The organism is Leisingera sp. CC-HEC093, from assembly GCF_059429195.1.
Genome location: NZ_JCAIJR010000003.1, coordinates 61,643 through 78,547 on the forward strand (window position 1 = coordinate 61,643; position 16,905 = coordinate 78,547).

Sequence of the window (16,905 nt, forward strand, 5' to 3'; positions counted from 1 at the left end):
CACTATGAAACCTGAAACTCATGTAAGGAATTGATTGTGCAGCGTCTTTTGTTTGCAATTTTGGCGGCTCTTTGCCTTGCCGGTCCCGTATATGCGCAGGATACCGGCGGCGAAGGCGGAAACGGGGAAGAAGGCGGTGAAGGCGAAGGCACCAGCGGCGAAGGCGCAGAAGGAGACAGCGCCGGAGAAGACGGCGGCGGGTCACAGGGCCATGACGGCGGGGCGGATGGAGGCCATGGCGGCGAAGGCGGGGCAAACGCCGAAGGCCGCTCCGCCGCCACCCGGGTCACGGACCCGGCGGACGTGCCTGCGCGTATCGCGGAAATCACCGCGCTGTGCAGCGGCATCGGTCCCTATACGGTCGATTGCCTGGCCGAACGCTTTGAGGCCCTGGAAAAGGATATGGCGCTGCTGCCCGGACACGCACAGGTGCGCGATGTTCTGGGCCAGACCGCGCGCAGCCTGCGGACCATAGCCCGCGAGAACCGCGATCCGCAGCAGCCCAGAATCAAGCTGCGTTCCGCGGATGCCGAACAGACCTCGCACCGTCCGGTTATTGCAGTGGCGCCGGAACGGCAGGCTGCAGCAATAGCGGCGGCGGCCGCAGTGCTGGAGGAGGCAGAAACGATCCTGCTGCGCTCTGCCGCGAATTCTGCGTCCCGGTCGGTGCAATACCAGCAGATTGCAGCCGCGATCGGCTCCAGCAAAGTTCTGCTGCGGTCCAGCTAACGCCTGCTCCGCACCTTAAAGCAAGCCGTTTGCCAGCCATTCATCCAGCTGGCGGCGGCTGATCTCGAAATGCATGCTGTCCTCGCGCCGGAACCCGGCGCCCCAGACCCAGCCCTGATCATAGAAAAAATCCGCCATGATGGTGAGGCCCAGCTGGGTCTTTCCGTCGGTGAAATTGTCCAGCTTACCATCGATGTTCAGATCAACCGCCAGGCCATAGCTGTGAGTGGACAGAGAATTTGCGGTGCCACGGATCCGGCGCACGCAGAGCGCACCCGCCGTATTGATGCGGGCATAGAGATCAGGATCCGCCTGGCGGATGTTTTCGAACACCACTTTCAGGCTTTCGATCGCCGGGCGCAGCATGCTGACCCGGATCGGCCCGACCTGTTCGGTGACCAGCTTCTCTTTCAGCTCCGGGTTGGTCATCGGCTGGCAGGTGTCGTTCAGATCCTCCCGCGGGCGGCCCAGTTTCTCGGTCAGGTACTTGCCTCCGGTCACCCGCAGGCCGCGGTTCACGTTGAGCCGGTCGGCGATCAGCACCACCTGGGCATAGTCCAGGTCTGCACCGCCGGTCTGGTTCCAAATCGCGGCTTCGCCGGCCGCGTCATCGGTGAAAGGGCTGCCGGTGCCTGCCCCTCCGGCGGGCAGGCTGGCAACCTCGTTCTGCAGATCCGTCATCCGGGCCTGCAGATCCTCGACCTGCTGGCGCAGCATTTCGATCTCGATCCGCGCGGTGGAATCCACCCCGCCGCCCCCCTGATAGTCCTCCTCGCTCAGCAGCCAGCTGAGCCCGAACCAGATGGCAGGGGCCAGCACCAGGCCAAGGGCGATAATCACAGCTGGCAGAACCCGCATTTTTCCTCCTGTCCGATTTTGCGCCCATTTTCAAACTTTCGCCGGCCGGCAGTAAAGCCCCTGTTTACAACTTGCCGGAAACGCCGTGTTTTTTTCCGGCGCTGGCCACCGCCCGCCATTGGCAGGCTGCAGGTGCTGGTATAAACTGACTGCAATGTTGAAACGGTAGGGGAGGGCGCCGGGCATGAACCGCCTGAAAGGAATTTTTGCAAGCGTTCTGGGGGCCGGGCTGATTTTCGCCCCATTGGCCCAGGCGCAATCGAACAGCAGCGAACTTTCGGTTGAGGAAATCACCGAAGCCTTCAAGAAACAGAAAACCCGCGGCCTGGTAATTGTGCCCAGCAGCGCCGGCGCGGCTGATAACACGGCGGAGGAGACCGCGACCGTTGCGGCAGCGGCAGAGGAGTACACTCCCGTTGACCGCCAGACCCAAATCAATGTCCAGATCTCCTTTGATTTCGACAGCGCCGCCCTGCGTGCCGACCAGGAACCGAAACTGGCCAATATGTGCGCCTCGATGAAGGCGCTTGACGGCACCGTGTTCCAGATCATCGGCCACACTGACAGCGCTGGCTCGGCGGCGTACAATGAACGCCTGTCGCTGCTGCGTGCGCAGGAAGTCCGCCGTCACCTGATCAGCTCCTGCGGCGTGGCCGAGGATATGCTCAAAGCCATCGGCATGGGCGAAACTGCACCCTTCAATCAGGAAAACACCCGTGCCGACGAAAACCGGCGCGTTGAGTTCCAGGCTCTGGGCTGACAACAGCCCGGGCCCGCGCCGGATCCAAGGCCAGGGAGACCTCCATGCTTGAATCGCGCCCTGGCGACTTGTTCCAGCCGGGTGATCTGCTCAACAACACCTACAGGATCGAATGCCTGCTGGGCCGCGGCGGTACGTCCGACGTCTACAAGGCGCGCTCGGAAATTTCCGGCAATCTTGTGGCCCTGAAGGTGCTGAAGCAGGAGCTGGCCGCCAACGAGGATTTCACTGTCCTGATGGCGCGCGAAGAGAACATCCGCGAAATCCGGCATGCTGCCGTAGTGCGCTACTCGGAAAATCACCGCACACCGGACGGCCATATCTATCTGCTGATGGATTACGTTGACGGCCCTGGCCTCGAAAAGCGCCTGAAACAGGGGCCGATGGCGGCCGAAGATCTGCTGGTGATCTGCCGCCGCGTGGCCGAAGGACTGCAGGCGGCACATGCCCGCAATATCGTCCACCGCGATCTGAGTCCCGACAACATTATTCTGCGCGGCGGCGACCCTGCAGAGGCGGTGATCATCGACTTCGGCATTGCCAAGGACACCAATCCGGGTGCCCAAACCATTGTCGGCAATGAATTCGCCGGCAAGTACTCCTATGCCGCGCCGGAACAGATGAGCGGCGACACCGATGCCCGCTCCGACATCTATTCGCTGGGCGCGCTGCTACTGGCGAATTTCCGCGGCGCAGCGCCCAAGCTTGGCGCCAACCCTATGGAAGTGGTTGAAAACAAGAAAAAGCCAGTGGACACCAACGGGGTTCCGGAGCCGCTGAAGACGCTGATCGACCGTATGTGCGCACCGGACCCGGCCGACCGCTTCCAAAGCGCGGGCGAGGTGCTTGCGTTTCTGGACAATCCCGACGGCGGCAACCAGCGGGAGCTGCCGGATGCCCCGGCTGAAGACGCAACCATCATCGTGCCGAAAACCAGCAAACCTGCCCCGCCGCAGTCCCCGCCCGCCTCTGGACCGGCGCCGGAAAAGACAAAGAACGGCGGCGGCGGGCTCTGGGCAGTTCTGGCGGTTCTATTGGTGCTTGGCGGCGGGGCCGGCGCCTATTTCGGCGGCTTTCTCGACGGTTTCCTTGGCCCCACCTATCCGGAGGTCCGCCCCTATTCACTGATTGCAGAGAAGCAGCCCGACGGCCCGGTGGAGATAGTCGGCAATGTCCCGTCAGAGACGGTGCGCGACGGGCTGCTGGCGCTGTCGCAGGAGGCCGACTTGACGCTCGCCACCGGCGCCATCGCAGAGACCTGGGGAGCCGATGTGCTGGACACGGTGAAGCCGCTGGAAGGCTTGCGTGAATGGCGGCTGGTTATCAGCAACAACAAGGCCCGGCTCAGCGGCAGCACCGATGATCCCAATGTCGCGGAGATGCTCAACGAGATGTTCCGCAACGGCCTGCCAGGTGCCCTGGAAGGCAAGGCCGAGATCCGGTTTGAGTTGCCGATGCTGCCTGTGGCAGAGGTCAAGGCAATCATGGCCTCCTTTGCCGACTGCGGCCCCCTGATGCGGCAGGGCAACGGCCATTTCGAGGGTTACGGCCCCAACGATCCGATCCTGATCAGCGGCCGGGTCGCCAGCACCGCCACCCGGCTGGAACTGTTCGATGCACTGCGCGCCTTGGCCCACGAACGGCAGGTGGTGCTGGACGTCGAGGTATTGAACGATGCGCTGTGCGTGGTGGAGCAGCACCTGCCCAAGGCACCCTCCGGTGGCGCAGAAGTGGCGTTTGCGGTTGGTGGCGACACGGTGGAGCCGAACCCCTCAGGCCGGTTTTTTGTCGGCGAAAACCCGGTGATCGACGTGGTGCTGCCAGACGATGTGACAGACGGGTATCTGACCGTCTCGATTCTTGATGTTTCCGGCAATGTATTCCACCTGCTGCCCAATATCTCGCGCGGGGACAACGCAATTGAAAACCTGCGCGACGGTGCTGCGGGGGAGGTTCCGGTGCGGGTCGCCTACAGCCTGGAGGAATCTGCGTCCAACGGCGGCATCGCATTCAAGGTAGATGACAGCACGCTGGGCAAAAGCAAGGTACTGGTGCTGCATTCCGCAGAGCCGCTGTTTGACGGCATGCGGCCGACGTCGGAAAGTGCGGTGGGGTTCGCCGAAGCGCTGAAAGCCAGCTATGAGGCGGATTCCAGCCGCATCCGTTCGCTCGACAGCCGTATCCTGGTCACTGCCAAACCCTGACAGGCGCAGCGGAGGGGGCCGACGCCTCCGGTGCGCTACAGCACATCCACCACGATCACGGTGATGTTGTCTGCCCCGCCGCCGGTCAGGGCGACCTGGATCAGCCGGTCCCCGACAGTTTCCAGCGGTGTGCTCCCCAGCACGTCTTCGAGGATTTGGAAAGTGGCGTATTTGGTCAGCCCGTCGGAACAGATCAGAAACCGGTCGCCGGGTTCGATGTTGCCGCGGATCTTGTCGATCTCCAGTTCTTCCCCCACCCCGACGGCGCGGGTGATGGCATTGGAATGCGGGTGCTGCTCCGCCTCGTCCCAGGTCATTTTGCCGGCCAGAACGTATTCTGCCACCGCGGAATGATCCTCGGTCAGCATCTCGATGTGGCCGTCACGCAACCGGTAGATGCGGCTGTCGCCGGCCCAAAGACCAACAAAGTGCTGGTTCGCCATGATCAGCGCCGCAACGGTGGATCCGATGGTGCCGCCGCCGCGGGCCTCGGCCTCGGCCCGGATCGCCTTGTGCGCGTTCTGGATCGCATCGCGCAGCCCGTGCATCCGTGCGGCCGGGTCCAGGCCCAGCGGAATCATCGCGACTGCATCAGCGATCAGCCGGCTGGCATAATCCCCGGCGTCATGGCCGCCCATGCCGTCGGCGACCAGCCAGATATCATGCTCCGGCAGCGCCAGCACCGCGTCTTCGTTGACCTTGCGCTTGAGCCCCACATGGGTTTTGGCAATATACCGGTATTTGCGCAACTGGTTCATCCCGCCACCTCAGCACCTGTCCAGACCGGTGCCCCAAGATCGAACAGACCCAGCGCCGCAGCCCCCGATGGCAGCCCCTTGCAGGCCAGCGTCCGCGGCCCGCCATCCAGCAGCGCGGTCCACAGGCTGCAGCCGGAAAGCTGCGGAACCAATTGTCCTTCCGCCCCTGTTCCAGCCAGCCGCTCTGACCCCTGCGGCCCGGCCAGCACCGCCTCCATCGTATCAGCCAAAGCTGCCGGGGCCTGTCCCTCATCGGGCACCGGAATGGCTGCGAGCCGCTCTTCCAGGCTGTCCTTGGTCATCGTGTCCTCCAATGCATCCAGTGCCAGGTCCTCCAGCCGCTCAAACACCGGTTCCGCGCCCAAATGGCCCAGTCCTGCCGGATCGTTTCCGGGCAGCGCCGCCATCAGAGTCAGCGGGAACCGCCGCCCGACGCGGTCGACCGACGGCATCATCACCCCCGCGGTCCTGGCAGCCCCCGCAACGCCCGCAGGCAAGGTGAACCGCCAGATCGGCGCGCTCATGTAATGGGCGTCAAAGCCGGCTCCATAGACCGTTCTGCCGTCCAGCAGGACTTGCTGCAGCCAGGCGTCCCATACCCGCACAAATCCGCCCGGAGTGTTCAGCCGGAAAAAATCCCCGGCCGAAGGCATCTTGCCGAATGCGCCGAACCCCGCCATCACATCGACTTCGGGCAGCTGAACTTGGCCATCGCCGGCAGGGCGAAGGGATTGATGACCGACCCGGACTGCAACTCGAACAATGCCAGCCGGCCGCCGACGCGGAAGTTCACCCGCCGCCGGTCGGACACGTTGGTGCGGCGCACCTCTGCCGCGTCCAGCAGCCGGAACCAGGCCCAGGGCCCGTCCCGCGACAACACGTTCCCAGCATCGCGCTTTTGCGGCAGCAGGGTCAGCCGCGCCAGACCGACTGAACCGGGCCACGTCACCGCCACCGGCGTCGGCGCGCCAGAGCGGTGATTGTATGCCACCTTGGTGCCGTCAATTTCCAGCAGCACCTCTTTGGCCTTGGGATCCAGCGCGTTGACGGTGATTTGGAAGCTCACCGCCGGCTGCGGGCCGTTTGCAAAGAACGCTTCCTTGATCTCAGCCGCGTATTGCATCTGCTGCAGCACCGCGGGGCTGATCCCCAGGTCCACGTCATTGACCCGCTTCCAGGTCCAGGGCCGGCTGCGGGTATCGACATATTTCAGGAGATGCTCGTTGAAGAAGCTGTCGATCATGCCGTCCGGGGAGAACAGTTTGGCAAAATCCGCCATTGCCACGTCAGCCCGCGCCGAGCGGTTGAACGGATAGCGGTTGGCCAAGGCCTTCTCGCAGAACGGCAGCACCGCCGATTGCCAGCGAGCGTTGATCGAGGCGCGGGTGCCTTCTGACGTGATGCCCGAAGACCCTGCCGAAATCTGTGTTGCCCAGCGGGGCAGCGGTCCGCCCATCCGGCTGGCGGTCTGCTGGAATTGCAGCAGGGCCTGGCCGCTTTGGCCGCCGGTTGCCACCCCGGAGAAGGACATCTTGTTCAGTTCCTGATAGACGAGCTGCAGCTGCCCCATCAGATCGTCCAGCTGCGACGGCTGGCCTTCGGGCCGGTTCACCAGATCAAAGAGCCACTGGAACCGCTCCTGCACATAGGCCCCGGGCGGCTTGGCAGCCTGGCCCGGCGCATTGGCCGCAGAGTTTACCAGCGCCTCCAGCAAGATCTGTCCCTGGATCGACAGGTTCGACCGCGATTCAATCGCCGCAACCTGCTGCGCGCCCTCCGCCAGAGAGCCGGAGTCCAGCACTGACTTGTCTTCGTTCAGGCGGGTCTCATTGCTGACCTCGGTCAGGATGTTGACGATGGGCGAAGTCGGCCCAGACAGCACATTTGTGACTTCCACCGCATGGGACAGCGATTCCAGCGGGATGATGTCGATATCCCCCAGCATCTGATCGTAGCGGCTGATGTAGTCGTTGTAGTAGAGATCCAGAACATCGCGGCTGAGCTTCAGAAGCACGGCCTGGTTTTGCGCTGCTTCGCTCTGCTCGCCCAGCACCCAGGCCTCGCGGTGGACCCGCTCGGCAACGCTGACCGCCTCCGGCAGGAACACATTGTGAAAGCCGTCATAGGTGAAGATGCCTTCGATCCCGTCGTTCAGCTGCTTGCCGGAACTGCGCACCAGCACCCGTCTGACCGACGGGCCGCCAACGTCTGTGATCCGCCACTTCGGCAGTGCCGTGGCCTGCTGCGAATTCAGGATGCCGTTATAGACCCGCTGCGCCAGCGGCATTTCAGACAGGATATTCTGCGCTTGCGCGATCAGCGGGCCGTTGAGGGCAATCTCCTCCATCGGCTGCGACAACAGCGCGGTCAGGTGGTCCATCAGATCGGCGCGCAGCTGGTTGCGGGCAATACCGGGGTAGGCAATGTTTTCCCAGTCGAGCCGCATCCATTCCTTGACCAAATCGGGGTTCATTGGCCCCTGCAGCCCCAGCATCAGGTAGATCTTCAGCGCCTCATACAGCGTATCGGGGTTGTTCATGTTCCCCTCGATCTGCTGCTCCAGCCGCACCAGCAGCCGCGGCAGCAGGCGCTGGTTCAGCGCACCGCGGTAGGTTTGCGCGGCCTGTGTGCCAATCACCTCGCCCTGATACAGGCCGTAGGTCATCGCGCCGTCAGGCTCAGGATCGGACAGAACCGGGTTGCCCGGCATGTCGCGCAGATTGTTCAGCGCTGCTGCCACCGGCACCAGGTCGGTATCACCGACCGGGCTGGGCGGCAGCTGTGCCGCAGCGGCCTGATAGGCCGCAACCTGCCCCTCAGCCTGAGCAATCATATCTGTGTTCTTGAGGTAGGACCGCACCCACAGTGTGCCCATCGCGATGGCCACCAGCACAGTCGCGGTAACCGCAATCCGCCGTGTCCAGCGGTAGCGGCGCTCGACCTTGTCGTCTGCCGACACCAGACCGGCCTCGCGGAACATCACACTCTCGAACAGCCGGGTCAGGAAGAAGCTGCGCCCGGTCCCCTGCCCTGAACCAATCGCCTGCCGCCCGATGCCAAAGGTCTGCGCCATGCCCAGCATCAGCCGGTCGATTGGCGTGCCTTCCTGGGTGCCGGAGGTAAAATAGACACCACGCAGCATCTGGCGCTGCTCATAGCGGTTGTCCTGGAACACCTCCATCAGGAACTCGCGCGCCACCGCGCGCATCGAGGCCACCTGTGCCGGGAAGCCGGCAACCAGCGCCCGGCGCTGATGGTCGGTCTCGGTCTGCATCTTCTCCAGAAGCTGCGCGTTGAGCTGCCCCAGCAGCAGGCCGAACTCCTCGTCGAACCCGGCAATCGGCGGCTGCTCCTTCTTGCCCTTCGGCAGCGGCAAGGTGAAGCCCCAGACCTGCTCGCGGTCCTCTTTACCCAGGCTGTCGTGGAACTCCTGGAAGCCGGCAATCAGGTCCGCCTTGGTGAACAGCACATAAACCGGGAAGCGCACGCCCAACTTTTCGCGCAGTTCCGCCAGACGGCGGCGCACGGCGGCGGCGTGGCTTTTCTGTGTGATCTCATCCTGCAAGCTGAGGTCCGACAATGAAATCGCAATGATCGCACCGTTGATCGGCTGCCGCTTGCGGTACTTCTTCATGAGGCCCAGGAAGCCCAGCCAGGCCGCATTATCAGCCTCGGCATCGCTTTCCTGCGTGGTGTAACGCCCCGCAGTGTCGATCAGCACCGCTTCATTGGTGAACCACCAGTCGCAGTTGCGGGTGCCGCCAACGCCGCCAATGGCTGCCTTGCCCATCTTTTCTGCCAGCGGGAATTGCAGGCCGGAGTTCACAATGGCCGTTGTCTTGCCGGCGCCCGGCGGGCCGATCATGATGTACCACGGCAGGTCGTTCAGGTGGCGCCGCCCGCCCTTGGACTTGCGCAGCTCCTTCATCGCGTCCTTGAACTTGCCGCGCAGCTCGCCGATTTCCTCTGACAAGACATCGTCTTCCGAGGTGTCGGCAGCCTCTGCCATCTCCTCGGTCATCTCTTTGTCCTTGCGGCGGCGCCGCCAGAAGATGATGCCGATGATGATGAAGTACAAAAGGAAGATCACGCCGATGGCGATCAGCCGCGCCATCACGCCGTCGAACGGGCGCCAGTCATCGCTGCCGATGAAGGGCGCAAAATACCACACGCAGACCGACAGAACCGCGGCCAGGATCAGCAGAACGGTATAGATCGACCGAAACAGGGGAATGATATAACGGCGGATCATCCTTCAACCTCCTGAACCAGCAGGATTTCGATCCTGCGGTTCTTGGCCCGCCCGGCGCGGGTGCTATTGTCTGCAATCGGTTCCTTATCGGCGCGGCCCTCGGCCGACAGCCGGTCCGGATCGGTCATCACTTTGGCCATGCCCGCCATCACCGATTTCGCCCGCGCCAGCGACAGCGCCATGTTCGAGGGGAAACGGGAGGAGCGGATCGGCACATTGTCGGAATGCCCTGCCACGATGATCTTGCCTTTTTCGTCATTCAGCGCCTCGGCCACCCGGTTCACCGGACTGCGGAACGCCTTGCTCAGCTGATCCGAGCCGGAGCCGAACATACCGGAGCCGGCCAGCCGGATAATGAGCGTGTTGCCTTTCTGGAAGACCTGCACGATGCCTTCCTTGATTTCCGGTTCCAGGAAGCCGGACACCTTTGCGACCTGTTCTTCGGTCGTCGGCGCCAATGGCGGCGGCGGCGGCGGCGGCGCGCGCCGTTCCAGCTCTGCCTTGGGGCCGGAGTCCACAATGGTCAGCTGACCGACCACGTTTTCGGTCTGGTTCGACAGCATCCAGCTAAGCCCCAGGAACTGCAGCGCCAGAATGGCGCAGGTGGCAGCCATTGTGATCCACACCAGCCGCCAGACCGACAGCGCCTTGAACGGTTTGACCAGCCCTTCCCAATGCGGCGACAGATCACGTTCGACGGGGCCGCGCTGATTGCGGATGATCCGGGCCAGCGCGCCGCGGATCTGCAAATGCTTCTCGGAACCGCCCTGCTCCACCCGCAAACGGCCCTCGAACCCCAGCGACAGGCACATATACAGGAACTCGAGCATGTCGATATTGGCACCCGGCTCCTTCTCCAGCCGTGCCAAGAGGTCATAGAAACGATCGCCGCCTACCACCTCACGGTGGAAGGTCGCCACCATCGACTGCAGTCCCCAGGAGGACTGCCCGCCCCAGGGCGTGTTCAGCACCACATCGTCCAGTGTCGCGCACAGCGCATAGCGCGCAACCTTCACTGTCTGCGCGGCAATGCCCGCTTGCAGGGCACGGTTTTCAAACGCGCGCACCTCGGCCACCACATTTTTGCGCAGGCCGTCCGGATCCATGTGCTGCGCCCGGTTGCGGATTCGGCTGATCAGCGCAAACAGGGTCGAGGCGCAGGCGGTCAGCTGGTTCATCCCGGTCAGCGCCATCTTCGGTGCCTTGGCGCTGCCTGCTGCGGCTTGCGGCTTCGGCGCCGCCGCCTGCGGCACGCCATAGGCATCCAGATCCGGCTCCGCCACCTGCTCCGGGGCGGGCTGGGTTTGCTGCGGCACCTCCGGCTGCTGCATCGGCGTGGCCGTGCGCCGCCCGCCCGGGTTCGGCTTGATCACCGTCTTGTCGGTATCCCCGGGTTCGGCAAAGGGATCGTCATAATCAGCCATCTCAGCGCCTTCCCTTATGCATTACGGATCGCCCAAAGCTCCATCTTGAGCCCCGGATACTGACCCGACACATGCACCGCGATACCGCCCGAAGTGGTCATCTTGCGCCAATAAGGGCTGTCCGCATCCATCTCGAAATAGACCACGCCGGAATGATAGGGGATCTGCCGCGGCGCCACCGGCAAGGGGCGCAGGGTGATCCCCGGCAGGGCCGAGTTCACCAGCTGGCGGATTTCCTCCACCGGGCCGATCTTGGCCTGGCCCGAGAAATGCTTGCGCACGTCCTCGGCCGGGATGTCGGCGCTGACCGCCAGCACAAACCCTGCGTTGCCCAAGAGCTTGCGGTCGGCGATGACCCCGACCGATATGCCGTATTTGCGCGCCTCCAGCTTGATCGGGATCGCGGTCTGCTCCAGCACCGAGCTCAGATACTGCCGCAGCACCCGGATCACCGGCGCAAAACAGGCCATCAGGTTGTCATGGGTATAGGGCGGAAACTCCGGCGCCTGCTTTTCGGTCGACATGAACACCGACAGTTCCCCCGCCAGCCCGGCGCAGGCGGTGAACAGCCGTTCGGGGTGCAGGTTCTCGATATTGCGCAGATGGCGCACCTGCGGCAGCAGCCGGTTCACCACCGCCAGCAGCATGAAGTCGGACACATCCGCCACCCCGCGGGCACCGCCCGCTTCGGACAGGCGGCCCGCCAGCGCTTCCATCCGGTGTGCCAGAAGCCCTTCCAGCTCGCGCAGGAAACCGCTGAGCGCCGGTGCCGCCCGCACATCCAGACAGGACGGGATAAAGGCTTGGTCCAACACGATCTCCTTGTCCGGGCGCACCTCGATGATGCGCGCGACCGGGATCGCCAGCAGATCGGCCAGATCATCCACCTCCAGCGCGAACTGCAGGCGCATTTTGCCGACGTCCAGCTGCACCGGCTTGCGCTCGGTGGAGGTCACGTCGGTGACCTCCACCGCATCCGGGCGCAGGCGGCTGGCAGAGCGTTCGGCGCCGCTCAGGTCGACCTCGGTGGCGCCCTGGCGGCGCTGCGGCACGGTCAAATAGACGATGCAGTCCTTGACGGTGGCCGGCACTTCCATCGCGGGCGGATGCGGGTCGGCCATCGGCACCCGGAACACAGTGCCATCATGGGTCAGCCCCTCGCAGGACTTGACCGCAAACTGACCGATTTTCAGTGCCTCATGGTCAATTTCCAGCCCGTTCACACCCCAGGCATAGGGGCTGAGCCGCCGCGCCAGGCCGCTGACCAGCGCTTCGTTGTAACGGTCGGACTGCTGGAAATGGTGCGGCTGCAGAAACAGCCCCTCCGTCCAAAGTACCTTACTGTCCCAGGACACCGGGCTCTCCTCTCACTTGCGGGCACGCGCCCGGGGCGCGGTGCCGATCATTCCTTCAGCCTGTCCAGCTGATCCTTGTAGGCCCGCGCAAATTCGCGGCTGAACAGGTCGTGAAAATCATTCTCAGCCTGATCGGAAATCTCCGCATAAAGCTGTTCGTATACGTCCCAATACCGCGCCTTCTTGCCGCGCAAGAGGCCGGTGAAGCCGCCCTTGTCCTCAATCTGCGCTTCCAGCGCCTTGGGATCGAGCCGCGACAGCACGCCTTTCAGCGCCGCCTCCATGCCGGTGACCATCGCCACCTCATGCGCCTTGATATCCCGCAGCGCCTCCTCGGCGGCGGTCTCCGGCGACAGATAGCCCCGGGTGGCCGGGCGCACCATAGCCTCCACCGCCTGTTCCGGGGTGATCGAGAATTTCAACGGGTTGTTGCCGCCGGCCGAAATCATCGTTTGCTCAATCCGGAACTCGGATTTGATCGACGTCCGCGTCATCAGGATCTCGCGCAAGCCCGTGACCAGCGTCTTCATCACCCGGCCCATCCGCGCCATGGTGCTGGCGTGATCCGCCGGATCGATGCTGACCTCTGCGCCGGCGCCATCAAGGAATGCAGCCACAGCCTCCTGTGCCATCTGCGAGGGCGCGGCCGGCGGCATTGCGGTCTTCTCGCCGGTATCGTGCTGCGGCGGAATTTCCTGCGGCGGCGCAGGCGGGGCCTCTTGCGGCGGTGCTACGGGCGGCACCTCGCTTGGCGGCTCCGGCAACTCACGCGGCGGCGTGGCAGGCTGCGGATCAGGCTGGGGCGCAGGCACCTCCGGCTCGCCTATCCCAGACAGGAAGTCATCATCCCAATCATCGGGAATCAAATTCGACTGGGACGCAGGTGCAGCAAACCCGTCCGAAGCGGTTGGATTGTGGTTGGGAAGGCTGGCCCCCTCACCCTCGCGCCCGTCGCTGGCCTTCTGGAAGAACGGATCCTCGTCCTCGCCCAGCGGCGGCAGCAGCTCATCAATCGGGTCCACCGGGTTGAACTGCGCAGGCCCCTTTGGCCCTTCCCCCAGCAGGTCATCCAGAAAATCGCCGCCCGGCCCGGCATCCTCAAGCAATTGCAGCGGATCGGGCGCGTTGGCGGCATTGCCATGCGAGGCAGGCCCTTGCGCCGCAGGCGCCGCAATCATGCCGCCCACATCCGCCAGGTCATCGCGGATTTCCACCACCAGCTCATAGTTGCCGACACACAGCACATCGCCATTGTTCAGCGGCGTCGGGGTGCGGCCCAGCGGGATCTTGGAATAGTTCAGAAAGGTACCGTTGGAACTGAGATCGACCACCACCACATTGCCGTTGTGGTCCTCGATCACACAGTGGTTGCGCGACAGCATCTGGTCCGGGTCCGGCAGCACCAGATCGCAGCTGGCCCCGCGCCCCACGGTGAGGCTCGGCCCCCGCATCGGGACAGGGGCCGCATCGCCCGGCATCGCGCCCGAGCTTTGGAATTTCAGTGTCACTCCCATGCCTGGGCCTATCCTCCCACCAGCACAGTGAATTCCCCTTTGACGACCATGCCGCCGCACGCGGTGTTGTCCAAGATCCGCGCGGCCGGCATGTTGTTGATCAGCACGGTGGCCGACCCCTTGATGATCGGGTGCGGCGACGGCGCGGCAGTGCACATGTCGCCCAGCCGCGCGGCGGGCAGATTGCCCACCAGCACAGTCACCGCGCAGGGCGGCAGGATCGGCGTTGGCACCGGCAGCACCGGCGGCGGCGGCGTGGAGGGCAGCATGCAGGCATGCAGATCCGTCATCCGGGCCTGTGGCATTCCCATCTGTTACTTCCTCCTTGTCAGCCCTGCACCGCGTGCTGGGGGACTTCGATCACCTGCCCCTTGCCGCCGCGCGCAATATCCAGCGCGCGCTCCACCAGAACGCCGCCGTGTTCTTCAAACTTATCAGACAATTGACCCAAGGCCACCATATTCATGGCAAAGGCGGCCGCCTCAGAGGCCCCTGCCGGGGCAGGATACTGATTCAATTCTCCGGGTCCCAGCGTGCCCGCGGCATAAAGCACCGCCAGCGCGCAATTCACAGTGTCATCATCCACATAGGCATGGTCCAGGGTGATCCGCGCCTTGTCACGGTTCTCCTCGCTGGGCTCAAATACCCAGGCCTCGGACGCGGTCAGCGAGGCCGGATCCTTGTCGGATCGCGGCCCGATGTAATCGCGCGCCGCCAGGCAGGCCCACCACACCCGCTCACGCGGGGGCAGCAGCACCGCCAGCGTGCGCAAGAGATCGACCAGCGCCCCCTTGCGCTCCAGCTCCTCCAGCACAGCGCCCGCCAGCGCCGTCGGCGGCGCCTCCAGCGGGGTTTTCAGGATGACATTTGCCCGTGACAGCAGCTTGGCCACCGGGTCGGCGGGCATTTTCACCAGCTTTTCAAATCTTGCCGACATCTGCACCCGCCTAATTGATCATCGTGAGGCCGCCCTTCAGGGTCAGCATCGCGTCGCCCTTCACGGTGGTCATGGGGGCCTTGGCTTCTACCATCCCGGTGCCCTCAATCTTGATCATCGGCCCCTTGATGGTGACACCCGAGTTGTCGATCTTGACCGAGGAAGCCCCCACGGTCAGCTTGATCTCCTGGCCGGCGCTCATGGCGATCTTGCCCGCGGTCACATCCACAGTCAGATTGCCCAGAGAGACCGTTTCCGTATGGTCCCCCTTGGCAATAGTTTCGGTCAGGTTGCCGGTATCCACATCCAGCGTCATGTTTCCGGTCTGGATATTCTCCGACTTGTCGCCGGTCTCCACCACCTCGGTTCTGTCGCCTTCATGAACGGTTTCCGTCATGTGCTGCTGGACCGTGAACACATAGCTCTTTTCATCCGCCGAAGTCACCTCAGGGTCAGGTGCATCCATGCCCACCGTCACCGTTGAGCGGTCCTTGACCAGCATCTGGTGATCCTTTTCGGCCTGCACCCGCATCAGTTCGCTGTCTTTCTTGTCGTCGAACATCAGCTCGTTATAGCCGCCCCCGCCTTTTGAGGAATTCGTCTTGATCCCCAGCTGGGTCTGATCGTCGGGGTAGGTATAGGGCGGCATGGTTTCGGCATTGTAAAGCATGCCGGTGCAGATCGGCCGGTCCGGATTGCCGTCTTCAAACTGAATCACAACCTCCTGGCCCATGCGCGGGATCGCCACCATGCCCCAATTCTTGCCGGACCAGGGTGTCATCACCCGCACAAAGCAGGACGACGTTTCGTTTCTCTTGCCTTCCCGGTCCCAATGGAACTGGATCTTGATGCGCCCGTGCTCATCGGTCCAGATTTCTTCGCCGCTCTGGCCGACCACGGTGGCGGTCTGCAGCCCCTGCACCTCAGGCCAAGGGGTCACCAGCGGCGCACGGAACTGGTCGGACTTCAGGATCGCACTGAAGGTCGAAGCGTAAACGTCATGCTCCATCTCCTCCGGCACATCCATGTTCTTCGGCTTCAGATCGCGGCGCATCGCGCCTTTGGCGGTGTCAGCCCTCTTTCGCTGGTTCTCACGCTCGCCATAGTCCCAGGCGACCTTGATGTGATGCTCCGCATCGATCACCAGATATTCTTTGTTGTTCTCTTTCACCGGGTGCTCCTTCATGGTGAAGGTGCAGCCGGTGGCCAGGGTCGGCACGCTGGAGGCGCCGCGCCAGCGGATATGCTTGATCGCTTCGGCCTCCATCCGCACCCGCGACAGCTTGGTGCCGAGGCCGGAGTTCTTCCGGTAGTGGCCCTGGTAATCGTAGACCTCATAGTCCTTGTAGGAATGCTTTCCCTTCGCAATCGCCGAGGTTGCCTTGAGGTCGGCAGTCGGCGTCAGGAAATCGAAATCATTCAATGTGACCTTGCCACGGGTGATCCGCTCATCCTTGGTCCACTCGGAGATATGCTCCTCGCGCCGCCGGTCGCTGTCATCACGGGCATGAAATTCAACATCCGCACCGCCCGCAATCGGACTGTGGCCGCTGACACCATCACACAGAACCAGCTTCTCGGGGCTGCTGGAACTGTCGAAGTAGAAGTAGATCCCTTCCTCCTCCATCAGGCGGCACAGGAAATTGTAATCGCTCTCGCGGTATTGCAGGCAGTATTCCCGCTGCTCATAGCTTTCACTCAGCTTGTCGGTGAAATCGCTGAAGCCGTACTCATTGAACAGGTCTTTGATGATGTCGACCGTGGTCTTTTCCTGAAACACCCGCAGGTCGCATGTCCGGGTCAGCATCCAGAACCAGGGACGCACTTCGGCCACATACATCTCGTACCCGTTGCGGAACCCCAGATGCTCGACTGAGACGCACATGCCGTTGAACTGATGTTCCGTCTGCTGGCGCATCACATGCACGTTCATCTGCTTGCCGACCAGGTCTTCCAGCTTGGGCTGCGCCTTGGTTGCGGCAAACTCGATCGTGGTTTCGGTGAGCTTGCTCAGCCCCTCGCGCACAATCGCCCGGCTCATCATCAGCCCGTCGGTGGAATAGGATCCCGACATCCAGGCGAGGTCGCTCTCATGGCCCTTGCTTACAACCATG

13 protein-coding genes are annotated in these 16,905 nt (G+C 63.3%); 3 read left to right on the forward strand and 10 right to left on the reverse strand.

The window, feature by feature from the left end:
• The first annotated feature begins 36 nt into the window (after positions 1 to 36).
• Positions 37 to 729, forward strand: coding sequence for a hypothetical protein (locus tag AC5STB_RS21055; protein WP_495444819.1), 693 nt, complete (start codon positions 37 to 39; stop codon positions 727 to 729).
• 15 nt (positions 730 to 744) lie between these two features.
• Here AC5STB_RS21055 and AC5STB_RS21060 read toward each other — a convergent pair whose 3' ends face one another.
• Positions 745 to 1,587, reverse strand: coding sequence for a M15 family metallopeptidase (locus AC5STB_RS21060; protein ID WP_495444820.1), 843 nt, complete (start codon positions 1,585 to 1,587; stop codon positions 745 to 747).
• A gap of 184 nt (positions 1,588 to 1,771) precedes the next feature.
• On the opposite strand from AC5STB_RS21060, the gene AC5STB_RS21065 reads away from it, so the two are divergent.
• The gene (locus AC5STB_RS21065) at positions 1,772 to 2,347 is read left to right on the forward strand and encodes an OmpA family protein (RefSeq protein ID WP_495444821.1); all 576 of its coding nucleotides are present in this window, start codon (positions 1,772 to 1,774) and stop codon (positions 2,345 to 2,347) included.
• A gap of 44 nt (positions 2,348 to 2,391) precedes the next feature.
• On the forward strand, positions 2,392 to 4,551 hold the full coding sequence (locus tag AC5STB_RS21070; protein ID WP_495444822.1) for a serine/threonine protein kinase: 2,160 nt from the start codon (positions 2,392 to 2,394) through the stop codon (positions 4,549 to 4,551).
• Between the two features lie 35 nt (positions 4,552 to 4,586).
• Here the strand turns inward: AC5STB_RS21070 and AC5STB_RS21075 are convergent, their stop codons facing one another.
• Genes AC5STB_RS21075 through AC5STB_RS21115 form a run of 9 tightly spaced genes read right to left on the reverse strand, consistent with a single transcriptional unit; the run spans position 4,587 to position 16,904 of the window.
• Positions 4,587 to 5,309 (reverse strand): PP2C family protein-serine/threonine phosphatase, encoded by a 723-nt coding sequence (locus AC5STB_RS21075; RefSeq protein ID WP_495444823.1) that lies wholly within the window; start codon positions 5,307 to 5,309, stop codon positions 4,587 to 4,589.
• Positions 5,306 to 5,989, reverse strand: a complete 684-nt coding sequence (gene tagF, locus AC5STB_RS21080) for a type VI secretion system-associated protein TagF (protein ID WP_495444824.1) — start codon at positions 5,987 to 5,989, stop codon at positions 5,306 to 5,308. Before tagF ends, AC5STB_RS21075 begins: the two co-directional genes overlap by 4 nt.
• Positions 5,989 to 9,561 carry a type VI secretion system membrane subunit TssM gene (gene tssM, locus AC5STB_RS21085; protein ID WP_495444825.1) on the reverse strand — a complete coding sequence of 1,191 codons (3,573 nt, stop codon included), beginning with the start codon at positions 9,559 to 9,561 and terminating at the stop codon, positions 5,989 to 5,991. Before tssM ends, tagF begins: the two co-directional genes overlap by 1 nt.
• Positions 9,558 to 10,985, reverse strand: coding sequence for a type VI secretion system protein TssL, long form (tssL, locus tag AC5STB_RS21090; RefSeq protein ID WP_495444826.1), 1,428 nt, complete (start codon positions 10,983 to 10,985; stop codon positions 9,558 to 9,560). Before tssL ends, tssM begins: the two co-directional genes overlap by 4 nt.
• A gap of 14 nt (positions 10,986 to 10,999) precedes the next feature.
• On the reverse strand, positions 11,000 to 12,340 hold the full coding sequence (gene tssK, locus AC5STB_RS21095; protein WP_495444827.1) for a type VI secretion system baseplate subunit TssK: 1,341 nt from the start codon (positions 12,338 to 12,340) through the stop codon (positions 11,000 to 11,002).
• A gap of 47 nt (positions 12,341 to 12,387) precedes the next feature.
• A complete protein-coding gene (gene tagH, locus AC5STB_RS21100) occupies positions 12,388 to 13,854 on the reverse strand; it encodes a type VI secretion system-associated FHA domain protein TagH (protein WP_495444828.1) in 1,467 nt (488 codons plus the stop codon).
• An 8-nt stretch (positions 13,855 to 13,862) separates the two neighbouring features.
• On the reverse strand, positions 13,863 to 14,165 hold the full coding sequence (locus tag AC5STB_RS21105) for a PAAR domain-containing protein (RefSeq protein ID WP_495444829.1): 303 nt from the start codon (positions 14,163 to 14,165) through the stop codon (positions 13,863 to 13,865).
• Between the two features lie 17 nt (positions 14,166 to 14,182).
• Positions 14,183 to 14,791, reverse strand: coding sequence for a DUF6931 family protein (locus AC5STB_RS21110; protein WP_495444830.1), 609 nt, complete (start codon positions 14,789 to 14,791; stop codon positions 14,183 to 14,185).
• 10 nt (positions 14,792 to 14,801) lie between these two features.
• A complete protein-coding gene (locus AC5STB_RS21115; protein WP_495444831.1) occupies positions 14,802 to 16,904 on the reverse strand; it encodes a type VI secretion system Vgr family protein in 2,103 nt (700 codons plus the stop codon).
• Between the last annotated feature and the right edge of the window lies 1 nt (position 16,905).

Bases quoted from the DNA above. Each gene is read 5' to 3' on its own strand.
- AC5STB_RS21110 (WP_495444830.1), bottom strand. From the start codon at position 14,791: ATGTCGGCAAGATTTGAAAAGCTGGTGAAAATGCCCGCCGACCCGGTG.
- AC5STB_RS21075 (WP_495444823.1), bottom strand. From the start codon at position 5,309: ATGAACCAGTTGCGCAAATACCGGTATATTGCCAAAACCCATGTGGGG.
- AC5STB_RS21065 (WP_495444821.1), top strand. From the start codon at position 1,772: ATGAACCGCCTGAAAGGAATTTTTGCAAGCGTTCTGGGGGCCGGGCTG.
- AC5STB_RS21115 (WP_495444831.1), bottom strand. From the start codon at position 16,904: ATGGTTGTAAGCAAGGGCCATGAGAGCGACCTCGCCTGGATGTCGGGA.
- AC5STB_RS21060 (WP_495444820.1), bottom strand. From the start codon at position 1,587: ATGCGGGTTCTGCCAGCTGTGATTATCGCCCTTGGCCTGGTGCTGGCC.
- tagH (WP_495444828.1), bottom strand. From the start codon at position 13,854: ATGGGAGTGACACTGAAATTCCAAAGCTCGGGCGCGATGCCGGGCGAT.
- tssM (WP_495444825.1), bottom strand. From the start codon at position 9,561: ATGATCCGCCGTTATATCATTCCCCTGTTTCGGTCGATCTATACCGTT.
- tssL (WP_495444826.1), bottom strand. From the start codon at position 10,985: ATGGCTGATTATGACGATCCCTTTGCCGAACCCGGGGATACCGACAAG.
- AC5STB_RS21105 (WP_495444829.1), bottom strand. From the start codon at position 14,165: ATGGGAATGCCACAGGCCCGGATGACGGATCTGCATGCCTGCATGCTG.
- tagF (WP_495444824.1), bottom strand. From the start codon at position 5,989: ATGGCGGGGTTCGGCGCATTCGGCAAGATGCCTTCGGCCGGGGATTTT.
- AC5STB_RS21070 (WP_495444822.1), top strand. From the start codon at position 2,392: ATGCTTGAATCGCGCCCTGGCGACTTGTTCCAGCCGGGTGATCTGCTC.